The 21,396-nt window shown below is 62.5% G+C and carries 17 protein-coding genes and 1 pseudogene; 13 read left to right on the top strand and 5 right to left on the bottom strand.

The window, feature by feature from the left end; translation table 11 throughout:
• A pseudogene (locus BJ122_RS19940) lies at positions 1 to 168 on the top strand (IS110 family transposase); the annotation flags it as partial.
• Between the two features lie 1,384 nt (positions 169 to 1,552).
• Here the strand turns inward: BJ122_RS19940 and BJ122_RS18245 are convergent.
• Complete coding sequence (locus tag BJ122_RS18245) at positions 1,553 to 2,659, bottom strand: 5-methyltetrahydropteroyltriglutamate--homocysteine S-methyltransferase (protein ID WP_110782721.1); 1,107 nt, start codon at positions 2,657 to 2,659, stop codon at positions 1,553 to 1,555.
• Between the two features lie 403 nt (positions 2,660 to 3,062).
• Between BJ122_RS18245 and BJ122_RS18240 the strand changes: the two genes are divergently transcribed.
• Positions 3,063 to 3,299 (top strand): hypothetical protein, encoded by a 237-nt coding sequence (locus BJ122_RS18240; RefSeq protein ID WP_110782725.1) that lies wholly within the window; start codon positions 3,063 to 3,065, stop codon positions 3,297 to 3,299.
• Positions 3,300 to 3,302: 3 nt separating this feature from the next.
• Here the strand turns inward: BJ122_RS18240 and purU are convergent, their stop codons facing one another.
• Positions 3,303 to 4,166: a formyltetrahydrofolate deformylase gene (gene purU / locus BJ122_RS18235; protein WP_103011270.1), complete on the bottom strand. Its 864-nt coding sequence runs from the start codon at positions 4,164 to 4,166 to the stop codon at positions 3,303 to 3,305.
• Between the two features lie 862 nt (positions 4,167 to 5,028).
• Here purU and BJ122_RS18230 point away from each other — a divergent pair.
• The 7 genes from BJ122_RS18230 (at position 5,029) to BJ122_RS18200 (ending at position 13,343) form a co-directional block, all read left to right on the top strand.
• A complete protein-coding gene (locus tag BJ122_RS18230; RefSeq protein ID WP_110782720.1) occupies positions 5,029 to 6,261 on the top strand; it encodes a branched-chain amino acid ABC transporter substrate-binding protein in 1,233 nt (410 codons plus the stop codon).
• A gap of 206 nt (positions 6,262 to 6,467) precedes the next feature.
• The gene (locus tag BJ122_RS18225; RefSeq protein ID WP_110782718.1) at positions 6,468 to 7,415 is read left to right on the top strand and encodes a branched-chain amino acid ABC transporter permease; all 948 of its coding nucleotides are present in this window, start codon (positions 6,468 to 6,470) and stop codon (positions 7,413 to 7,415) included.
• A complete protein-coding gene (locus BJ122_RS18220) occupies positions 7,412 to 8,713 on the top strand; it encodes a branched-chain amino acid ABC transporter permease (protein WP_110782716.1) in 1,302 nt (433 codons plus the stop codon). The genes BJ122_RS18225 and BJ122_RS18220 overlap by 4 nt, the downstream gene beginning before the upstream one ends.
• Positions 8,710 to 9,459 (top strand): ABC transporter ATP-binding protein, encoded by a 750-nt coding sequence (locus BJ122_RS18215; RefSeq protein ID WP_027276343.1) that lies wholly within the window; start codon positions 8,710 to 8,712, stop codon positions 9,457 to 9,459. The genes BJ122_RS18220 and BJ122_RS18215 overlap by 4 nt, the downstream gene beginning before the upstream one ends.
• On the top strand, positions 9,459 to 10,154 hold the full coding sequence (locus tag BJ122_RS18210; RefSeq protein WP_110782724.1) for an ABC transporter ATP-binding protein: 696 nt from the start codon (positions 9,459 to 9,461) through the stop codon (positions 10,152 to 10,154). Before BJ122_RS18215 ends, BJ122_RS18210 begins: the two co-directional genes overlap by 1 nt.
• Positions 10,155 to 10,584: 430 nt before the next feature.
• Positions 10,585 to 11,415, top strand: coding sequence for an ABC transporter ATP-binding protein (locus BJ122_RS18205; RefSeq protein ID WP_110782714.1), 831 nt, complete (start codon positions 10,585 to 10,587; stop codon positions 11,413 to 11,415).
• Positions 11,412 to 13,343, top strand: a complete 1,932-nt coding sequence (locus BJ122_RS18200) for a long-chain fatty acid--CoA ligase (protein ID WP_110782712.1) — start codon at positions 11,412 to 11,414, stop codon at positions 13,341 to 13,343. The genes BJ122_RS18205 and BJ122_RS18200 overlap by 4 nt, the downstream gene beginning before the upstream one ends.
• A 305-nt stretch (positions 13,344 to 13,648) precedes the next feature.
• Here BJ122_RS18200 and BJ122_RS18195 read toward each other — a convergent pair whose 3' ends face one another.
• The gene (locus BJ122_RS18195) at positions 13,649 to 14,014 is read right to left on the bottom strand and encodes an endonuclease domain-containing protein (protein ID WP_110782710.1); all 366 of its coding nucleotides are present in this window, start codon (positions 14,012 to 14,014) and stop codon (positions 13,649 to 13,651) included.
• Between the two features lie 110 nt (positions 14,015 to 14,124).
• Between BJ122_RS18195 and BJ122_RS18190 the strand changes: the two genes are divergently transcribed.
• The 4 genes from BJ122_RS18190 (at position 14,125) to BJ122_RS18175 (ending at position 18,466) form a co-directional block, all read left to right on the top strand.
• Positions 14,125 to 15,018, top strand: a complete 894-nt coding sequence (locus BJ122_RS18190; RefSeq protein ID WP_027276339.1) for a branched-chain amino acid ABC transporter permease — start codon at positions 14,125 to 14,127, stop codon at positions 15,016 to 15,018.
• Positions 15,019 to 15,020: 2 nt separating this feature from the next.
• Entirely contained in the window at positions 15,021 to 16,094 is a 1,074-nt protein-coding gene (locus tag BJ122_RS18185; protein ID WP_110782708.1) for a branched-chain amino acid ABC transporter permease, read from the top strand.
• A 60-nt stretch (positions 16,095 to 16,154) separates the two neighbouring features.
• The gene (locus BJ122_RS18180) at positions 16,155 to 17,435 is read left to right on the top strand and encodes an ABC transporter substrate-binding protein (protein WP_110782706.1); all 1,281 of its coding nucleotides are present in this window, start codon (positions 16,155 to 16,157) and stop codon (positions 17,433 to 17,435) included.
• Between the two features lie 185 nt (positions 17,436 to 17,620).
• Positions 17,621 to 18,466, top strand: a complete 846-nt coding sequence (locus BJ122_RS18175) for an ABC transporter ATP-binding protein (protein WP_027276336.1) — start codon at positions 17,621 to 17,623, stop codon at positions 18,464 to 18,466.
• 619 nt (positions 18,467 to 19,085) lie between these two features.
• On the opposite strand, the gene BJ122_RS18170 is transcribed toward BJ122_RS18175, so the two are convergent.
• Positions 19,086 to 20,495, bottom strand: a complete 1,410-nt coding sequence (locus tag BJ122_RS18170; RefSeq protein ID WP_110782723.1) for a mannose-1-phosphate guanylyltransferase/mannose-6-phosphate isomerase — start codon at positions 20,493 to 20,495, stop codon at positions 19,086 to 19,088.
• 125 nt (positions 20,496 to 20,620) lie between these two features.
• Positions 20,621 to 21,067, bottom strand: coding sequence for a GtrA family protein (locus BJ122_RS18165; protein ID WP_110782704.1), 447 nt, complete (start codon positions 21,065 to 21,067; stop codon positions 20,621 to 20,623).
• Positions 21,068 to 21,396: the final 329 nt, after the last annotated feature.

Genomic DNA, 21,396 nt, shown 5'->3' with positions numbered 1-21,396 from the left:
GTCGCCGCCCGCCACCACCCCAAGCTCCGCGACGACTACAACGCCCTTCGCCTGCAAGGAAAACCCGGAAAGGTCGCGCTCATCGCAATCGCCCGAAAACTGCTCGTCACAGCCAACGCACTCGTCAAAGCCGACACGCCATATCAAGGTAAGACCCTTGACACCTGAGACAGTCGCCGGGCTCGCGCTTCGCGCGCCCCGGAAGGACCAGCACGTGGGGCGGATTAGCGAAGCGCATGATTCAACAACGATGACGCTGCCCCGCGCAACATCCCTCCCCCCGCGGAGCGGTGGGGAGGGTCGGCGCGAAGCGCCGGGGTGGGGGCTTCACTCCCGCTATTATCGAAGCTTCCACTTCAACATCGACGCGACGCCAACGGCTGCCACGCGCGCGAATACAGTTACTTGTAGCCCGGATGGAGCGAAGCGTAATCCGGGGAAGACGCCCCCGCCTCAAAGCCGGTCCCAGATATCACTGGGCTCCTTATCGGCGGATTACGCTGCGCTCATCCGCCCTGCGGGCTAATTTTGATCCTTCATATCGTCCCTCACCAAAAGTGGTAAGAGACCTATCGATGTCAGAGTGATGATGACAAGGGGGGACATTATCGACGTTCTCAAAAGCATGTGACGCCGGAACGAAGTCGCTTCGGTGATGGAAAAATTGAAAATTGCGTAAGAGCGGAAAAGGAAGAAACAGGATACGCCACAAACAATTAAGAATATGCAGCTCTTTCGCATTTTCCAAAATAGCAGGGTATCACTCGGACGGAAATTGAGAAGGAGTACCGTCATGAATGCCAAGGCGATCACTGCTGACAGGAACAGATTAAAAGACTTCAAGAGAACGAAAACGCACTCCTCGCGAGGCAGAAGGTGTTTGACGGCATCTATCTCTTTGTTCAGCGAAGGCCACACATGTGAGGAATATGCCGCCAGCTCGCAGCCTAATTGTGAATCCTTCCCGAGGCTGAGAATGACCTCCGAAAAGAGGGGCGGCCCAAAGATCAACAGCAAGATTGCCAAGAGCAGTCTGCGTCCTGTTGTTACAGATAGCACGGTAAGTTGACCTTGAATTTAAGGTACGCCGATATTTTCGCGGCGCGCCAAGGTTGCGCCGTCCTCTGAGGTAACAACCTCATCAATTAGTTAAACTGCTTTTCGTGTCAAGGTAGATACGGTTCTGTCCCGCAACCTTTGGGAGGGCTCTCGCCATGTTGCTTCCAAACCAATTCCGGGAAATCCTGCAAACGATTGGGTACCAGGCATTCGGCACGTAGGGCGGATTAGCGAAGCGTAATCCGCCATAGCGCTGAGACAAGCTCTGCGGCTGTTCGGCGGGTTACGCCTTCGGCTAAATCGCGCTACGCGCTGGGTTGTTACTTGTAGCCCGGATGAAGCGAAGCGTAATCCGGGGAGGATCGCCATCGCCCCCGCCTCAAAGCCGATCCCGGATTTCGCTGCGCTCCTTTTTGGCGGATTAAGCTGCGCTCATCCGCCCTACGGGCTTTAATTGAGCACAGGCGACTGCCACCGGAACAGAAGCCAGATCCTACCTCCCCCAAACCTCTTGCGCGACTTCGACTGCCAGGCGCAGCTTGTCCCATTGCGCCTGTTCGGACAGCGGCGTGCTTTGCTCGCCGAATGCAAAGCCGGATTGCGGCGCGAGTGCCAGTTGTTCGAGCGGCACGAATTGCGCCGCTTCCTGCAGCTTGCGTTTTAGATCGTCCTTGCTTTCCAACTCGCCATCCTGCGCGGCGATCGCGCCGATCATCGCCACTTTCGGGCCGCGTGGCAGGAACCGCAGCGGCGCAAAGCCGCCCGCGCCTTCCGCATATTCCAGCAGATAGCCGTCGTAATTGGTGCGCGCGAACAGCGTCTCGGCGATCGGCTCATAACCACCGGCGGCGAGCCAGGACGAGCTATCGCCATTGCTGCGGCAAACGTGCGTGGTGATCACCATGTCGGCCGGGCGTTCCGCGATCGCATAGTTGATGATCCGCGAATAAAGCTGCGGTAATTGATCGGGATTGTCGCCGCGCTCGCGCATCTGCTGCACCACATCCGGCGAGCACAGATCGGCCCACACCGTATCGTCGAATTGCAGATAGCGGCAGCCGGCGTCGTATAGCGCGCGCACCGCCTTGCGATAGGCTTTGGCAAGATCGTGCAACAGGCCATCGAGCTGCGGATAGGCCTGCGGCGAGGTACCGGCGCGGCCAACGTAAAAATGCAGCATCACCGGCGAGGGAATCGTCAGCTTGGGCGTGACATGCGCAATGCCGGCATGGCGCTGCAACACGCGAAATTCCTCCAGCACCGGATGATCGTCGGGAAAATCGACGGTGCCGACCACCCGCACCGCATCGGGGCGCTCGTCCGATGGCCGTGACGCGGTGTGATAGAGTTCGCAGCCCTTGAGCCCGGCGAAGAAATCGAGATGCCAGCTACCGCGCCGCAATTCGCCGTCGGTCGCCAGTTGCAGCCCGATCGCGGACTGCTTGTGCACCAGCTTCTCGATTTCCATGTCCTCGATGCGCCGCAGCTCATCGGCGCTGATCTGCTGGCGGGCGAATTTGGCGCGGGCCTCGCTGATCTTTTCCGGGCGAAGCAGACTGCCGGCATGATCGGCCCGGAACGGCGGCTTCGTCCTCAACATCGCATCACTCCAATCGCAACCCAGCTTTTCTTCTCAAGGGCTTTCGGCCGCTATATCGTCCCCCCCGTTACCGAAGCGGAAATTCAATTGGTTGCACACTAACGATCGCATCAATCACCTTGGTTGCCGCGCGCGGTTTTGTTGCGCGACGGGCTGTGCCATGAGTGGCGACGGTTTCGGGAACCGGCTATTGGACAAGGAATCAGCGCAATTGCCGGGCCTATGCGGTGACGCGGTCCGCGGCGGCGCTTGGCGATGGCCGATGCCGCGGCGGAATGGCACAGGCGCGTCGCCGGCCATTGTTTTGTGAAAGGACGAGCAGCCCATGACGGCAGCAAGCGGATTTCTTCGATCGGCCTCGCCGCGGCTGCGGCACGGTTTTGCATTGATCGCGCTGCTGACGATGGGCCTTCAGCTGGCGAGCTGCGGCAGCATCAACGACAAACTGTCGGCCGGCATGGGCGATTATGTGCCGCAATGGGCGGGCGGCCTGCCCGCCGACGCGCCGCCGCGACCCGGCACGGCGCAATATGACGCCTGGATGCGCGAGAACGAGCGCCGCCGCCATATGCCGGCGGCCGAGCGCGAGAAGCTGGAACAGGCCGAAAAGGCGGCGCGCCAGAACGGGGCGCCGAAGTAACCGTCAGTCCACGAACACCACGGTCTTGCGGCCGTTGAGGATCACCCGGTCCTCAAGGTGATAGCGGATCGCGCGCGCCAGCACGCGGCGTTCGATATCGCGGCCCTTGCGCACCAGATCGTTCGGGGTGTCGCGATGGCTGATGCGCTCGACGTCCTGATCGATGATCGGACCTTCGTCGAGATCGCTGGTGACGTAATGCGCGGTGGCGCCGATCAGCTTGACGCCGCGCTCATGGGCCTGGTGATAGGGCCGCGCGCCCTTGAAGCCCGGCAGGAACGAATGGTGGATGTTGATGCAGCGGCCTTCCAGCCGGCCTGACATCTCATTGGACAAAATCTGCATGTAGCGCGCCAGCACCACCAGATCGGTCTTGGTGTGCGCGATCACCCCGCAGATCGCCGTCTCCTGCTGCCGCTTGGTCTCTTTGGTGACCGGCAGATAGTGGAACGGAATATCGCCGAAATCGATGCCGCTGAAGGCATGGCGCGGGTGATTGGAGATGATCGCGGTCGGATGCATCTGCAATTCGCCGGTGCGCCAGCGATAGAGAATATCGACCAGGCAGTGATCGGACTGCGACACCAGCAACATCACCCGGCGCTTGTTGGAGCGGTCGCGCATCTGCCAGCGCATCATGTAACGCTCGGCCACCGGCGCAAAGGCTTCGCGCAGCGCCTGCAGCGACACACGGGTCTGCGCGGCGCTGAACACCACCCGCATGAAGAACAGGCCGGTCTCGGAATCGTTGAATTGCTGGGCATCGAGAATGTTCTGCCCATTGTCGACCAGATAGGTCGAGACCGACGAAACGATGCCGGGCAGGTCCGGGCAGGACAGGGTCAAGACATATTCGTGGTGGGACATAGCGAAGAGAACACGCTCGCGAGGTCGGAAAAGCAATTGCGGTCTGCTCTACACCGGAGGCAGCCCCGCGCCAATCCCGGGCAAAGTGGCAAATGGACCAAGATCGACCGGCCAAAGCGGCAATTTGGCCGGTTTGCCGGTGCGACGGTGCGTTTTCAGGGCCTTAGGGCCCAAGACTGGCCCAAGACAAGCGCTGGACTGGCCCAGGAGCGCCGCAGTGCGCGCCCTTGATTCGCCGCTGCCGCACCGCGCACGGCCGGGTGCCAGTTCCGCAGGCTGGCCGACCGCCTGGCAGAAGGCAAGAGGCAGGGAGGCAGGGACGCAAGAGGCTGCTGGCAGCCGGTCTTCGGGACCACCGCTGCATCGCTGGTTTTGCTGGCAAGTGGCGCCAACGCCCACCCGGGCGCTTCGCGTCGCCTCCCCACCGCTGATGCGGGCGATCGAGAATTCGAGGGGCGATCATGGCGGTCCTGGCTCTGTCTTCGTCAGAATGCCAGCGCGGGATGATCGGCATCCGCCGATCACAATTGCACGGCTCGACGCGATCGTCCCGGCGTGACGCGCGGTCAACTGCACAAGCGCACGCGCGATAGGCGGCGCACTCTGCCGTGATCGAGCGCGCCTCAGCTTAGAGCAATTGTAACAAGGCGCGCGCGTGCTGCGCTCGCGCGTTCCGCAATCGGGCTCGCGCTATTTCTCAACAAGCGACGTTACAACGCTGCCGCGGTACGATGAGCGGGCTTGCGGCGCCGCGTTCATTGCCTCACAATAACATCAAGCAGGATTTTGCCGATTGAGTTGAAAAGTTTAGCTCATTTGGCGATGCAACCTGCACAAGTAAAAAACACTAGAGGAGGAATGAATGCGCAAGACATTGCTGGCTGCCGCGTTGGCACTGCCCATTTTGGGTTCCGCAGCGGCCGCAGAGGATACTATCAAGATCGGCTACATCGACCCGTTGTCTGGCGGAGGCGCCAGCGTCGGGGAAGTCGGTCTGAAAACCTTCCAATTCCTTGCTGAGGAATTAAACACCAAGGGCGGTGTACTTGGCAAGAAGGTCGAGATCGTTCCGCTCGACAACAAGACCAATCCTCAGGAAAGCCTGATCCAGGCGCAGAAGGCGATCGACGCCGGCGTGCGCTTCATCACCCAGGGTAACGGCTCCTCAGTGGCCGGCGCGCTGTCGGACTTCGTCACCAAATACAACGAACGCAATCCCGGCAAGGAAGTGCTGTACTTCAACTATGCCGCGGTCGATCCGGTGCTGACCAACGAGAAATGCAGTTTTTGGCATTTCCGCTGGGACGCCAATTCCGACATCAAGATGGAAGCGCTCACCAACTACATGAAGAGCACGCCCTCCATCAAAAAGGTCTATCTGATCAACCAAGACTACTCGTTCGGCCAGTCGGTGCGCAGCCAGGCCAAGGCCATGCTGGCCGCCAAGCGTCCTGACATCCAGATCGTCGGCGACGAACTGCATCCGCTGCTCAAGATCAGCGACTTCGCGCCCTATGTCGCCAAGATCAAGGCGTCCGGCGCCGACACCGTGGTCACCGGTAATTGGGGCCAGGATATCGCGCTGCTGCTGAAAGCCGCGGCCGACGCCGGGCTCAAGGTCAACTGGTACACTTATTACGCCGGCGGCACCGGCGGCCCGACCGCGATCAAGCAGGCCGGCCTGAACCATCAGGTGTTCCAGGTCTCGGAAGGCCTCGCCAATCTCGAGCACCAGTCGTCGCGCGATTTCGAGAAGGCGTTCCGCGCCAAGTATGATTTCGGCCTGTTCTATCCGCGCGCCGTCAATCAGATGCGGATGTTCGCGGCGGCGGCCGACAAGGCCAAGTCGACCGACCCGGTCAAGGTCGCGCAGGCGCTGGAAGGCATGACTTTCGAAGTGTTCGACGGCGGCGAAGGCGTGATGCGCAAGGACGACCATCAGTTCTTCCAGCCGATCTACATCTCCTCGCTCGGCGAGCGCTCCGAAAAGGAGCCGTTCGATGAGGAAAAGACCGGTTGGGGCTGGCGACTGGTCGCCAAGATCGACACGCCGCAGACTATGCTGCCGACCACCTGCAAGATGGAACGGCCGTAACACCGTTCGCTGAGCCACTGCAGCATTGCTGCCTCTCCTCGCTCGCGGGGAGAGGATCGGGTGAGGTGTGCTTTCCGACACGAACTCCACGTTCGAGCTGAGACACCCCCTCACCCGACCGGCGTCGCTGCGCTCATCCGGTCGACCTCTCCCCGCAGGCGGGGAGAGGTGACATTGACGGCTTCCTCTCAGTCGCAGGCAGAACCGTGCTCGAATTGATCGTCATATCCTCGCTGAACGGCATCCTGTTCGGGATGTTGCTGTTCCTGATGGCGAGTGGACTCACCGTGATCTTCAGTATGCTCGGCGTGCTGAATTTCGCCCATGCCAGCTTCTACATGCTCGGCGCGTTTTTCGGTTTTCAGATCAGCCGCTGGGTCGGGTTCTGGCCGGCCTTGGTGCTGGCGCCGCTGCTGGCCGGCCTGATCGGCATTGCCGTGGAACGCTACGGGCTGCGCCATGTTCATAAGAACGGCCATGTCGCAGAATTGCTGTTCACCTTCGGCCTCGCCTTCGCGATCGAAGAAGTGGTGCAGATCATCTGGGGCAAGAGCCCGGTCGATTTCCGGGTGCCGGCGGCACTCGATTTTCCGGCGTTCACGATCTTCTCGACCAACTACCCGGCCTTCAAGATGTTCATGCTGCTGGTCTCGGTGGCGATCTTCCTCAGCCTGCTGCTCGTGCTGAAGAAGACCCGGGTCGGCCTGATCGTGCAGGCGGCGCTCACCCATCCGCATATGGTCGCCCATCTTGGCCATAACGTCGGGCGCATCTTCATGCTGGTGTTCGGGGTCGGCACCGCGCTCGCCGCGGTCGCGGGCGTGATCGCCGGCCCGGCCTTGGTGACGCAATCGAACATGGCGGCGCTGCTCGGCCCGATCCTGTTCGTGGTGGTGGTGGTCGGCGGGCTCGGCTCGCTACCCGGCGCGTTCGTCGCCTCGCTGCTGATCGGCCTGCTGCAAACCTTTGCGGTGTCGATCAACACCTCCCCAGCCTCGCTGTTCGGCCCGCTCGATCCGGCCTGGGCGTCGACCTGGCTCTCCGACATCTGGAACGTCACCGTGGCGCAGGTCGCGCCGGTGCTGCCCTATCTGCTGTTGGTGCTTGTGCTGATCTTCCGGCCCATGGGCCTTTTGGGGACGCGCGAAACATGAGAGACATCACGACGCGGATCGCCCCGCCGCTGCCCACCATGACCGAGAAGCTGAAATTCTACGGCATGTGGGTCGGCCTGGCGCTGTTCCTCTTGCTGCTGCCCAAGATCTTCGCCTCGGGCGGCGCGCTCACCACCTTCTGCCTGATCGGCATCTCGATCATCTTCGCGCTGTCGTACAACATCCTGCTCGGCCAGACCGGCATGCTGTCGTTCGGCCACGCGGTCTATTACGGCCTTGGCGGCTTTCTGGCGATCCATGCCATCAACTACTTTGGCGGCCATAAATGGCCGATCCCGCTGCCGCTGGTGCCGGTGATCGGCGGTGCGACCGGGCTGTTCTTCTCAGCTTTGATCGGCTGGGTGATGACCCAGCGCTCCGGCACCGCCTTTGCGATGATCTCGCTCGGGCTGGCCGAACTGGTCGCGTCCTCGGCGCTGATCCTGCGCTCGTTCTTCGGCGGCGAGGCTGGCGTCTCCGCCAACCGCACCAAAATGTTCCGGGTATTCGAGCTCAGTTTCGGCCCGCAGATCCAGATCTATTATCTGGTCGCGGCCTGGACCCTGATCGCGATCATCGCGATGTACGCACTGACCCGAACGCCGCTCGGGCGGATGTGCAACGCGGTGCGCGACAATCCGGAGCGGGTGCAGTTCGTCGGCTATGACCCGCATGTGGTGCGCTATCTGGCGTTCTGCTTCGCGGGCATGTTCGCCGGCATCGCCGGATCGCTCGCCGCCATCAATTTTGAAATCGCCAACTCCGCCTATCTCGGCGCGGTGCAGTCCGGCACCGTGCTGTTTGCGGCCTATATTGGCGGCATCGGCTTCTTCATCGGCCCGATCGTCGGCGCGATCTTCGTCACGGTGCTGTCGATCGGGCTCAGCGATCTCACCTCGGTGTGGCAGCTCTATTTCGGGCTGTTCTTCATCGGCGTGGTGATGTTCACCCCGGGCGGTCTCACCGGGCTGATGATGATGCACCGGCCGCTGCTGCGCGCCGGCATGCTGACGAAAATGCTGCCGAGCTATCTGCTCGCCGGCGTGCCGACCTTCGCGTTCCTGACCGGCATCATGCTCGCGATCGAAACCACGGTGCACTACACCGCACATCCCAACGAAGATCCCAATATTCGCGCGTTCGGCATCCCGTTCAATGCCGCCAGCCCGCTCACCTGGAGCGCCGCGCTGCTGCTGATCGTGGTCGGCTTCATCCTGGCCCGGATCACCTGGCGCCGGGTCGCGCACACCTGGGACGAAACTCTGACCGCCGCCCGCGCCAAGGTGCATCCGCTATGACCAACGCCATCGAACTTCGCGGCGTCGAAAAGACCTTCGGCGTCACAAAGGTGATCCAGAACATCAATCTGAAGATCGCCCAGGGCGAACGCCACGCGCTGATCGGCCCGAACGGCGCCGGCAAATCGACCACCTTCAATCTGATCAGCGGCTATATGCGGCCGACCACCGGCAGCATTTTGCTGCGCGGCGAGGAGATCGCCGGGCTGCGCCCGTTTCAGATCAACCGCCGTGGACTGTCGCGCTCGTTCCAAGTCACCAACGTGTTCGCCAACATGTCGGTGTGGGAGAATCTGCGCTGCGCGGTGCTGTGGGCCACCGGGCAGCGCTATGCGTTCTGGAAGAATATCGACAATCTGCCGGAGGTGCGCGAGCGCACCGCGCAGATTCTCGAATACATCCACCTCGCCGACCGCCGCGACATGCCGGCTGGCCTGCTGACCTATGCCGAGCAGCGCGCGCTGGAAATCGGCATCACGGTGGCGGGCGGCGCCGATGTGATCCTGCTCGACGAGCCGACCGCCGGCATGAGCCATGCCGAAACGGAGCGCGCGGTCGAGCTGATCCGCCGCCTGACCGAAGGCCGCACCTTGCTGATTGTCGAGCACGACATGAGCGTGGTGTTCGGCCTCGCCGACAAGATCTCGGTGCTGGTCTATGGCCAGATCATCGCCTCGGGCACGCCTGAGGAAATCCGCGGCAATGCCAAGGTCAAGGAAGCCTATCTCGGCGAGGAGGCCGCATGATGCTCGAGGTACGGGACCTCCACGCTTATTACGGCAAGAGTCACATTCTGCAGGGCGTCGACATGAAGATCGGCGCCGGCGAAGTGGTCAGCCTGCTCGGCCGCAACGGCGTCGGCCGTTCCACCACGGTCAAGGCGATCATGGGCGAAGTGCCGCCGCATGGCTCGATTCGCTTCAAGGACACCGAGATCGCCGGGCTGCCGAGCTACAAGATCGCCCATCTCGGGCTCGGCTATGTGCCGGAGAACCGCGACATCTTCCCGGGGCTGACGGTGCGCCAGAACTTGATGCTGGGCATCAAGAACCCGCGTCATCCCGGCAAATGGCGGCTCGACGACATGCTCGACATGTTCTCGAATCTCAAGGCGCGCGCCGACACCGCGGCCGGGGTGCTGTCCGGCGGCGAGAAACAGATGTTGACGATTTGCCGCACCTTAATGGGCGATCCCGAGCTGGTGATGATCGACGAGCCGACCGAGGGCCTCGCACCGATCATCGTGCAGCAGGTCGGCGACCTGATCGCCGAGATCGCGCGCCGCGGCGTATCGATCCTGCTGGTGGAACAGAAACTCTCGATCGCAATGCGGATTTCGCACCGCGTCTATGTGATGGGCCACGGCCAGATCGTGTTCGAGGGCACGCCCTCTGAACTCAAGGACAACGAAGCCATCCGCAAAGAGTGGCTCGAGGTCTGATACCAAAGGCGACTGGCGTAACCCGCCCAACTCGGTTGTCATGGAACAAATGGTACCAGCCGTGCTAGGGTAGCACGGCGGGGCTGTTCCGTGGGCGGGTTTTCCCGCTCCATGCGATCGCAGGCGCTAAGCCGCCACTACCCAACAGCGCCACAGGCGTCATAATAGAGCGCCGCAGGCGCTTCATCTCAACGGCGCCGCGAGCGCCGAACCAAGAGCGCCACAGGCGCCGCAACGATAACGAGCGCCGAAGGCGCCATAATGATAACGAGCGCCGAAGGCGCCATAATGATAACGAGCGCCGAAGGCGCCATAATGATAACGAGCGCCGAAGGCGCCAAGCAGACAGCGCCGGTGGCGCCGTCACACTAAAGAGCGCCAAAGGCGCCGTGTGTGTAAGAGCGCCGAAGGCGCCTTAAGGAGGAAACGCGTGGAACACGCATTAGAAGTGCGCGCGGTGTCACTGCGCTTCGGCGGCGTCCGGGCGCTGACCGACGTTAGTTTTTCGGTGAAGGCCGGCGAGCTGTTTTCGATCATCGGCCCTAACGGCGCCGGCAAAACCTCGATCGTCAACTGCATCTCGGGCCGCTATCGGCCGACCGAGGGCCAGCTGTTCTATCATGGTCGCGACATCACCGGCATGAAGCCGAATGCGCGCGCCCAGCTGGGCATCGGCCGCACCTTCCAGAATCTCGCGCTGTTTCACCACATGAGCGTGCTCGACAACATCATGGTCGGCCGCCACCATCTGCTGAAAAACAATTTTCTGACCGGATCGCTCTATTGGCTCACCGGCGCGCGCCGCGAGGAGCTGGAACACCGCGAAAAGGTCGAAGAAATCATCGACTTCCTCGATCTGCAGTCAGTGCGCAAGGCCACGGCCGGCACGCTGTCCTACGGCCTGCGCAAGCGGGTCGAGCTGGCGCGCGCCATGGCGCTGGAGCCAAAACTGATCCTGCTCGACGAACCGATGGCCGGCATGAACTTCGAAGAGAAGGAGGACATGGCCCGCTACATCGTCGATCTCAATGAAGAATACGGCATGACCGTCGTGATGATCGAACACGACATGGGCGTGGTGATGGACATTTCGCACCGCGTCGTGGTGCTCGATTTCGGCCGCAAGATCGCCGATGGCGACCCGGCCGACGTGCTCGCCGATCCGCATGTCAGGCGCGCTTATCTCGGCGAGGAAGACGAATTGCTGGTCGATCCCGATGATGCCCCTGACCATCCCTCAGCTTCGGAGCATGCGGCATGATCGATTATCAAGCGCGTGTCGCCAAGGCCGACACTTTTCCGAAACTGCTGCGTCTCAACGCCCATGAGCACGGCGACGACATCGCGCTGCGCGAGAAGGATCTCGGGCTGTGGCGCGAATTCACTTGGCGCGACTATCAGCACCGGGTGCGCGATTTCGCGCTCGGCATGGTGTCGCTCGGCCTTGGCCGCGGCGACGTGATCGGCATCATCGGCGATAACCGGCCGGACTGGGTCGCGGCCGAGATCGCCACCCACGCGATCGGCGCGATGAGCCTTGGGCTGTATCGCGACGTGCTCGATGACGAAGCCGCCTATCTGCTGACCTACGGCGAAGCGCGCTTGGTGTTCGCCGAAGACGAGGAGCAGGTCGATAAGCTGTTGGCGCTCGCCGAACGCGGGCCGCAGCTCAAGCACATCGTCTATTCCGATCCGCGCGGCATGCGCAAATATGACGATCCGCGGCTGATCGAAGCCTCGGTGCTGGCGGCGATGGGCCAGGACCGCGCCGCGCGCGAGCCGGGCCTCTATGATCAGCTGGTCGATGCCACATCCGGCGAGGACGTGTCGATCCTGTGCACCACCTCGGGCACCACCTCGCATCCCAAGCTGGCGATGCTGACCTCGGCGCGCGTGCTGCGCCACTGCGCGATCTATCTGTCGTTCGACCCCAAGGGCCCGGAAGACGAATACGTCTCGGTGCTGCCGCTGCCCTGGATCATGGAACAGGTGTACGCGCTCGGCAAAGGCCTCTTGTGCCGGATGAAGGTCAACTTCGTCGAAGAACCCGACACGATGATGCACGATTTCCGCGAAATCGCGCCGACCTTCGTGCTGTTCGCGCCGCGGGTGTGGGAAGGCATCGCCGCCGATGTGCGTGCGCGGGTGATGGACGCCTCGCCATTCAAGCAGCGGCTCTATGATATCGGCATGAAAGCGGGCCTGGCTGCGCTGGAGCGCGGCGGCCATTCCAGCTTTGCCGATGCCATCCTGTTCCGCGCGCTGCGCGACCGGCTCGGTTTTACGCGGCTGCGTTCGGCCGCGACCGGCGGCGCGGCGCTCGGCCCGGACACGTTCAAATTCTTCCGCGCCATGGGCGTGCCGCTGCGCACGCTCTATGGCCAGACCGAACTGCTCGGCGCCTACACGCTGCACCGCGACGACGCGGTCAATCCCGACACCACCGGCGTGCCGATGGCGTCCGAGATCGAGATCAAGATCGACAATCCCGACGTGCAGGGCATCGGCGAGATCGTGGTGCGCCATCCCAACATGTTCGTCGGCTACTACAAGAATCCGGAAGCCTCGGTCGCCGACATCAAGGACGGCTGGATGCACTCCGGCGACGCCGGCTACTTCAATAATGACGGCCAGCTGGTGGTGATCGACCGCATCAAGGACCTCGCCGAGCTGTCGCATGGCGAGCGCTTCTCGCCGCAATATATCGAGAACAAGCTGAAATTCTCGCCCTATATCGCGGAAGCCGTGGTGCTCGGCGCCGGACGCGACACGCTCGCGACCATGATCTGCATCCGCTATTCGATCATCTCGAAATGGGCGGAGAAGAAGCGCATCGCCTTCACCACCTATAGCGATCTCGCCTCGCGGCCCGAAGTCTATCAGCTGCTGCGCAAGGAGGTGGAGACCGTCAACGCCACGCTGCCGCCGGCGCAGCGCATCTCGCGGTTCCTGTTGCTGTACAAGGAGCTCGATGCCGACGACGGCGAATTGACCCGCACCCGCAAGGTGCGGCGCAGCGTGATCAACGAGAAATACGCCGACATCATCGAAGGCATTTACGGCGGCGCCAGCACCATTCCGGTCGACACCGTCATCAAATACCAGGACGGCACCACCCAGCGCATCCGCACCACGCTAGCCGTGGTCGACCTCGGCTCCGCACACGCCCATGCGGAGGCAGCGGAATGACGGGGATTTGGCATTTGCAGGCGCCGGTGACGACGCCCTCTCCCCTCGCGGGAGAGGGCGGCAGTTTCCGCCGGCATGGGAGGAGCGTTGGCTCTCACTCGAACTGCTCCGGGACAGAGCTCCTCAGCGTCGCCCCTTTGGAGTTGCCCCCTCACCCGGATCATCGCGTTGCGATGATCCGACCTCTCCCCGCAAGCGGGGAGAGGTCCACGTGCGGGGCGATGATCTTGGAGCGCGGCAAACACCTTGCTGAGGCAGTGCCGAGCCCTCACCTCTCCCCGCTTGCGGGGAGAGGTCGGATCGCGTCAGCGATCCGGGTGAGGGGGCGCCTCGGCAAGGGCAGCCGCGATCACCTCCAAAACACCGCTGATATTGCTCAGGACGTCGTTATTCCAGAACCTCAAGACGCGGTAGTTGCGCGCGCGCAGCCACTGGTCGCGGACCAGGTCTTTCGGACAATCGGCGTGCTGCCCGCCATCGACTTCGAGGATCAGTCGGCGGTCACGGCAGATAAAATCGACCGTGTAAGGTCCGATCGGCTCCTGACGAACAAATTTGTAGCCGAGCACGCCGCGCGCCCGCAGCTTCTGCCACAAAAAACTCTCGGCAGAGGTCGCGTGTCGTCGCAAATCGCGCGCCCGCTTAGTGCGCGGCTCATCTGCCTTTCGCATGCGAAAGCGCCCCCTCACCCGGCCCGCGTTGCGGGCCGACCTCTCCCCGCAAGCGGGGAGAGGTGCAAGACTAAAGCGTTTTCCTCATTTCGCCAGCATCGAGCCTTCGCATGAATTCGCAGCTCCTCATTCAGCTTCTGGTCAACGGCCTCGTGGTCGGCACGCTGTACGGCGTAGTCGCCATGAGTTTCGTGCTGATCTACAAGGCGACCCAGGTCGTCAATTTCGCGCAAGGCGAACTGCTCTTGATCGGCGCCTGGGTATGCTGGGCGCTGCTCGCTAAGTACCAGATACCGTTCTATTTCGGCATGCCGATCACGCTGGCGTTCATGTTCGCGTTCGGCATTCTGGTGCAGATCATCTTCCTGCGCCCGATGATCGGCGAACCGATCATCTCGGTGATCATGGTGACGATCGCGCTATCGACCGTGTTCCAGGCGGCGCTGAAATGGATGTTCGGCACCAGCCCGCAGCCGTTCCCGCAGATCTTTACCAGCCAGGCGGTGTCGATCGGCGGACTGCAGATCCAGACCGTCTATGTCATGAGCCTGGTGGTCTCGATCGCCATGATGATCGGCATGGCCTGGTTCTTCCGGGTGTCGAAATATGGCCTGGCGATGCGCGCCACCGCGTTCAATCAACAAGTCGCGCAGTCGCTCGGCATCTCGGTGAAAAGCGTGTTCGCGATGGCCTGGGCGATCTCGGCCACGGTGTCCGCGGTCGCCGGCGTGGTGGTCGCGGTGGTGAACGGCGTGTCGTCCGGCCTGTCGGCCTACGGCATCAAGGTGTTTCCGGCGGCGATCCTCGGCGGTCTCGACTCGATCGGCGGCGCGGTGCTCGGCGGCATCATCATCGGCCTTCTGGAGAACTTCGCGCAGTTCATCGACAGCGAATATCTGCACTGGGGCAATCTTTATGAAGTCGCGCCGTTCTACGTGCTGATCATCATCCTGATGATCAAACCGTACGGGCTGTTCGGCACCAAGGACATCGAGCGGATCTGACCATGGCATCCTCCCCCCTGATTCCCGCCGGTGATTTCCGCAGCTCCTATGCGGCCGACACCACCATCTTCCCGACCTCCACCAGCCGCAACTTCGCCATTCTCGGCGTGGTGCTGGTGTGCTTTGCGCCGCTGGTGCTCACCGAATATTGGCTGAGCATCCTGATCCAGATCGGCATTTTTGGCATCGCCGCGCTCGGGCTCAACATCCTGGTCGGCTTCACCGGCCAGATCTCGATCGGCCACGCCGCGTTCTTCCTGCTCGGCGCGTTCACCTCGGCCTATCTGTCCAACCATCTGCCGATCCCGGTGTTTTTCGCGATTCCGCTCGCCGGGCTGGTCACCGCGATGGTCGGGCTGGTGTTCGGCCTGCCGGCTGCGCGACTGAAGGGCCTGTATCTGGTGATCGCCACGCTGGCGGCGCAGTACATCCTGATCGACTTCTTCTCTCGCGCCGAATGGTTCACCGGCGGCTCGGTGCCGGCGATGGCCAATCCGTTCTCGATCTTCGGCTATGTGCTGCGCGGCGACCGGCAATACTTTTACGTGGTGCTGGCCTATGTGCTGATCAGCTACATGCTGGTCACCAATCTGATGCGCACCCGCGACGGCCGGGCGCTGGTCGCGGTGCGCGACCATTACCTGTCCGCAGAGATCATGGGCATCAACCTGACCAAGTACCGTACGCTGTCGTTCGGTCTGGCGGCGTTCTTTGCCGGCATCGCCGGCGCGCTCTATGCCCATTATCAGCTGGTGGTGTCCAACGAAGGGTTCGGCATCGAGCGCTCGATCCTGTTCCTGGCGATGATCATCATCGGCGGCACCGGCTCGATCATGGGCACGCTGATGGGCACCGCCTTTGTGGTGCTGCTGCCGGAGGCGATGGAATGGCTGAGCATGGAGCTGAAGGGCGGCGTGATCGACCGCGCGCTGCAGCTCAACACCAACCTGACCTTCCTGCGCGAAATCGCGATCGGCCTGATCATCATCGCCTTCCTGGTGTTTGAGCCCGATGGGCTGGCGCACCGCTGGCGGCAGATCAAAGCCTATTGGAAACTCTACCCGTTCTCACATTGAGGGGCGAACGGGCCGACCACCAACGACAAACTCAACAATAAATCACCGGAGGAAAGATACATGAACATGAAGACTTTGCTGGGCACCGCGTCGGTCGCCCTGATGATCGCGGGCAGCGCCGTCAGCGCACAGGCGCAGATCGCGATCGGTCACCTCGCCGACTATTCCGGCGGCACCGCCGATGTCGGCACGCCCTATGGCCACGGCGTCGCCGACACTTTTGCCTACGTCAACAAGAACGGCGGCGTCGCCGGCAAGAAGCTGGAAGTCGACAGCAACGACTATGGCTATCAGGTGCCGCGCGCGATCGCGCTGTATAAGAAGTGGTCGGGCGGCGACAAGGTCGCGGCGATCATGGGCTGGGGCACCGCCGATACCGAAGCGCTGACCGGCTTTCTGGCGCAGGACAAGATCCCCGACATCTCCGGCTCCTACGCCGCCGCGCTCACTGATCCGGAAGGCAGCAGCGGCAAGGCCAAGCCGGCGCCGTACAACTTCTTCTACGGCCCGAGCTATTCCGACGCGCTGCGCGCCGAGCTGATGTGGGCCGCCGAGGATTGGAAGGCCAAGGGCAAGCCCGGCAAGCCGAAATTCGTGCATATGGGCGCCAACCACCCCTATCCGAACGCGCCGAAGGCGGCCGGCGAAGCGATGGCGGCCGAGCTTGGCTTTGAAGTGCTGCCGCCGCTGGTGTTCGCGCTGGCGCCCGGTGACTACTCGGCGCAGTGCCTGAGCCTGAAGAGCTCTGGCGCCAACTACGCCTATCTCGGCAACACCGCGGCCTCCAACATTTCGGTGATGAAGGCCTGCAAAACCGCCGGCGTCGACGTGCAGTTCATGAGCAACGTCTGGGGCATGGACGAAAACGCCGCCAAGACCGCGGGTGACGCCGCCGATGGCGTGATCTTCCCGCTGCGCACCGCGGTCGGCTGGGGCGGCGACGCGCCCGGCATGAAGACCGTGGAAGCGATCTCCAAGATGTCGGACCCGACCGGCAACGCCTATCGCCCGGTGCACTACGTCGCCGCGGTGTGTTCGGCGATGTACATGAAGGAAGCGCTGGAATGGGCCGCCAACAATGGCGGCGCGACCGGCGAGAACGTCGCCAAGGGCTTCTATCAGAAGAAAGACTGGGTGCCGGCCGGCATGGAAGGCGTGTGCAACCCGTCGACCTGGACCGCCAAGGATCATCGCGGCACCATGAAGGTCGACCTGTATCGCTCGCGCGTCACTGGCCCGACCGACGGCGACCTCACCGACCTGATCAAGAAGGGCGTGATCAAGCTCGAGAAGGTCAAGACCGTCGAGCTGCCGCGCAAGCCGGAATGGTTCGGCTGGTAAGCTCAAGCTCCATGTGACCGAGCGCTCAAGGTCTCCCTCCCCCCTGCGGGGAGGGTCGGCCGAGCGAAGCGGAGGCCGGGGTGGGGGTGTCCCAATCCCGGCCTCGTGGCTCCCCCACCCGACCGGCCTGACGGCCGGTCCCCCTCCCCACAAGGGGGAGGGAGATTTCATTTCGGAGTGATGCCGTGCAACCAACCGCACAGAACGAAGCCCGCCCTTCGGCGTCACCGGCGACTGCGGTCGCCCCCCTGCTCAGCGTGAAGAACATCGAGGTCGTCTATGACGAGGTGATCCTGGTGCTGCGCGGGCTGTCGATCGAAGTGCCGAAAGGCGCGATCGTCGCGCTGCTTGGCGCCAACGGCGCCGGCAAATCGACCACGCTGAAAGCGATTTCCGGACTGCTGCGCACCGAGGACGGCGAAGTGACGCGCGGCGAGATCGTGTTCGATGGCCATCGCATCGACGGCATCACGCCGGACAAGATCGTACGCCGCGGCATCTTCCAGGTGATGGAAGGCCGCCGCATCATTTCCGACATGACCTCGCTGGAAAATCTGCGGCTCGGCGCCTTCACCCGCAGCGATCGCGAGGTCAGCCGCGATATCGAGATGGTGTACAGCTATTTCCCGCGGCTCAAGGAGCGCACCGGGCTCGCCGGCTATCTGTCCGGCGGCGAACAGCAGATGCTGGCAATCGGCCGCGCCATGATGGCCCGCCCAAAAATGATCCTGATGGACGAGCCGTCGATGGGCCTGTCGCCGCTGATGGTGAAAGAGGTGTTCTCGATCATCAAGCAGATCAACCGCGACCTCGGCGTCACCATCCTGCTGGTGGAACAAAATGCCCGCGCCGCGCTGTCGGTGGCGAGCCACGGCTACATCATGGAGCAAGGCAAGGTGGTGCTGGACGGCTCCGCCGACGATCTGCGCGACAATGAGGACGTCAAGGAATTCTACCTCGGCGGCGCCGGCGACCAGCGCAAGAGTTTTAAGAACCTCAAGAGCTTTAAGCGCCGCAAGCGCTGGCTGTAAGTAGCGCCGCTATTATCAGATCGAGATTCGGGTTCGCTCGCTGTCGCGAGCGCCCCGGAATGACGCCCAAGGCCGAGCGTATTATGCCCCGTGCGTAGTATGGCTGGCGCAGAAGCCGTTGCCGTCATTGCGAGCGAAGCGAAACAATCCAGAATCCCGCGCATTGACTGGATTGCTTCGTCGCTCCGCTCCTCGCAATGACGCTGATCGGTTAGGAACTGCTGACCGCAGCTCAAAGGATCAAAAGCACTGTCGTTCCGGGTTCGCTCGCTGACGCGAGCGCCCCGGAATGACGCGCTGGGCTGGGCGTAGTATGCCCCATACATATCATGCCTGACGCAGCAGCCGTCCCCGTCATTGCGAGCGAAGCGAAGCAATCCACAATGTCGCGCACTGACTGGATTGCTTCGTCGCGTAGCCTGTGCCCGGACGACGCAAAGCGCCGATCCGGGTGCTCCTCGCAATGACGCTGAGCGGCTCATACCAGCGGGTCGTATCAATGACCGTCATAGCCGCGCTTGTCGCGGGTATCCACGTCTTGAAATCGCTGCAAGATCAGAGACGTCGATGGCCGGGACGAGCCCAGCCATGACGTAAAAACCGAGTAGCGACGCCACACTCAGCGCTGATAATCGTCGTCAAAGCGGACGATATCGTCCTCGCCAAGATAGCTGCCGGTCTGCACTTCGATCAGTTCCAGCGGAATTTTGCCGGGGTTTTCCAGCCGATGCGTCGCGCCGATTGGAATGTAGATCGACTCGTTTTCGTGAATGATCTTGGTCTGGTCGTCGATCGTGACCCGCGCGGTGCCGCGCACCACGATCCAATGTTCGGATCGATGGTGATGCATCTGCAGCGACAGCCGGCTGCCGGATTTCACCACGATGCGCTTGACCTGATGGCGCTCGCCGCTGTCGAGCGACTGATAGCTGCCCCACGGCCGATGCACCTTCACATGATTTTCGGTGAGCTGCGGCGCAACGGTTTTCAGCTTGCTGACCAGCCGTTTCAAACCGTTGGCATCCTGCTGGCGCGACACCAGCACCGCATCCTGGGTCGCGACCACCACGAGGTCATCGACGCCTTCGAGCGCCACCAGGGTCTGATCGGTCGCGACATTACAGTTGCGGGAATTTTCGAACACCGCCTGGCCACGCGCGGCATTGCCGTGCTCGTCTTTGTCCGACAGCTCCCAAACCGCATGCCAGGAACCGACATCGGACCAACCGCAAGACACCGGCACCACGGCGGCGCGGGCGGTCTTTTCCATCACTGCATAATCGATTGAGATTGGCGTCGCCTGTTGGAACGCATCGGCAGCGAGCGTGACAAAGCCGAGATCGCGGCCGGCCTGCTGCACCGCCTGTTCGACGCTCTGCACGCTGCCGGGATCAACCGCGCGATATTCCTCGAGCAGCACCGCAGCGCGGAACATGAAGTTGCCGCTGTTCCAGAGATAGCCGTCGCGAATGTAATTCGCCGCGGTCGCGGGATCTGGCTTCTCGACAAAGCTCGACACCGCGCGCACCCGGCCAACCACGCCGTCGCCGGGCCGGATATAGCCATATTCGGTCGCCGGACGATTGGGCTCGATGCCGAAGGTGACGATCTGGCCGCGCTCGGCAGCCGCAAGCCCCTCGCGGCACGCGGCGATGAACGCGGCCGCATCGGTGACGACATGATCGGCGGCGAGCGCCAGCACGATCGCATCCGGATCGCGGCCTTGCGCAAACGCAGCGCCCGCGGCAATCGCCGGACCGGAGTCGCGGCGCGCCGGCTCGAGCACGATATCGGCCTCAAGGCCGATTTCGGCGAGCTGGTCCTGCACCATGAAGCGATAGCCGAGATTGGTGATCACGATCGGCTTGGCGAACAGCGCCGGATCGGCGACGCGCAGCAGCGTGTCCTGAAAAGTGGAACGCGCGCCGAACAGCGGCAGAAACTGCTTTGGCCGCACTTCGCGCGACGCCGGCCACAGCCGCGTGCCGGCACCGCCGCACATGATGAGAGGGATAATCAGGCTAGCCATGTTGAAGAGGCCCCACAGGATCGGCGCGTCGGCTGTTTTCTGGCTCAATGAGCCCGCCGTCGCAAGGCTGCGCCGCGCCGCCGCTCGAGAAAGCGTTCAGTTAGCCACCCTCGCCGCGGCAACGGCTAGCGCGCGGCACCGTTGTCGCGGCCGTGCCGGAACACCACGAAATGCGACATCGAGAAATTGACGACAAAGCTGACCAGGATCGAGATCAATTTCGCGGTCAGCACCGGTAAGTAAAGCGACAGCACCGCCAGCGTGGTGGTGGCCGCGATCACCCCGGCAATGCCGGAAGCCACGAAGGTCAGATAATCGCGCAGCCGCAGCTTGCGGCCGGATTCCGGACCGAACGTGGTGAAAGTGTTCATGGTGTAGGAGCACGACACCGCGACCGCCCAGGCGAACACGTTGGAGACCACCAGCGGCAGCCCGATCCAATTATACGCGAGCAGAAACACCCCGAGGTCGATCAAGGTGTTGATCACACCGACCAGCGCAAAGCTGATCGCCTTCAACGCCAGTTCCCGCCGATGCCAGGCGGCGACGAGACGATCGAGCAAATGCTTCATGACAGCACTCAGGGAGAATGGACCGCGGGACGAGCGCCTCGAATAGGCGCCAGGCGCGGGCTCATTCGAAGAACGGCGGCAAAATAGCCGAGTTGCGAGCCCGCTTCCATAGCGCGGCGCGCGCAGGCGGCCGGCATTTGCCCGCATCAGCGCGATCTGTCGTGGAGAAATTTGGGGTGCCCAAACGCAAAAACCGCCGCTCGATTTCTCGGAGCGGCGGTTTTTGTGTGTGGGTTGTGAAGAGGGGAATTTGTCCTTTGCAGGCCTGGCAGCGACCTACTCTCCCGCGTCTTGAGACGGAGTACCATTGGCGCTGAGGAATTTAACGG

This window comes from Rhodopseudomonas faecalis (assembly GCF_003217325.1).
GTDB classification, from domain to species: Bacteria; Pseudomonadota; Alphaproteobacteria; order Rhizobiales; family Xanthobacteraceae; genus Rhodopseudomonas; species Rhodopseudomonas faecalis.
The sequence above is the reverse complement of the archived record's forward strand: the minus strand, read 5'-3'. Positions and strand labels throughout refer to the sequence as shown.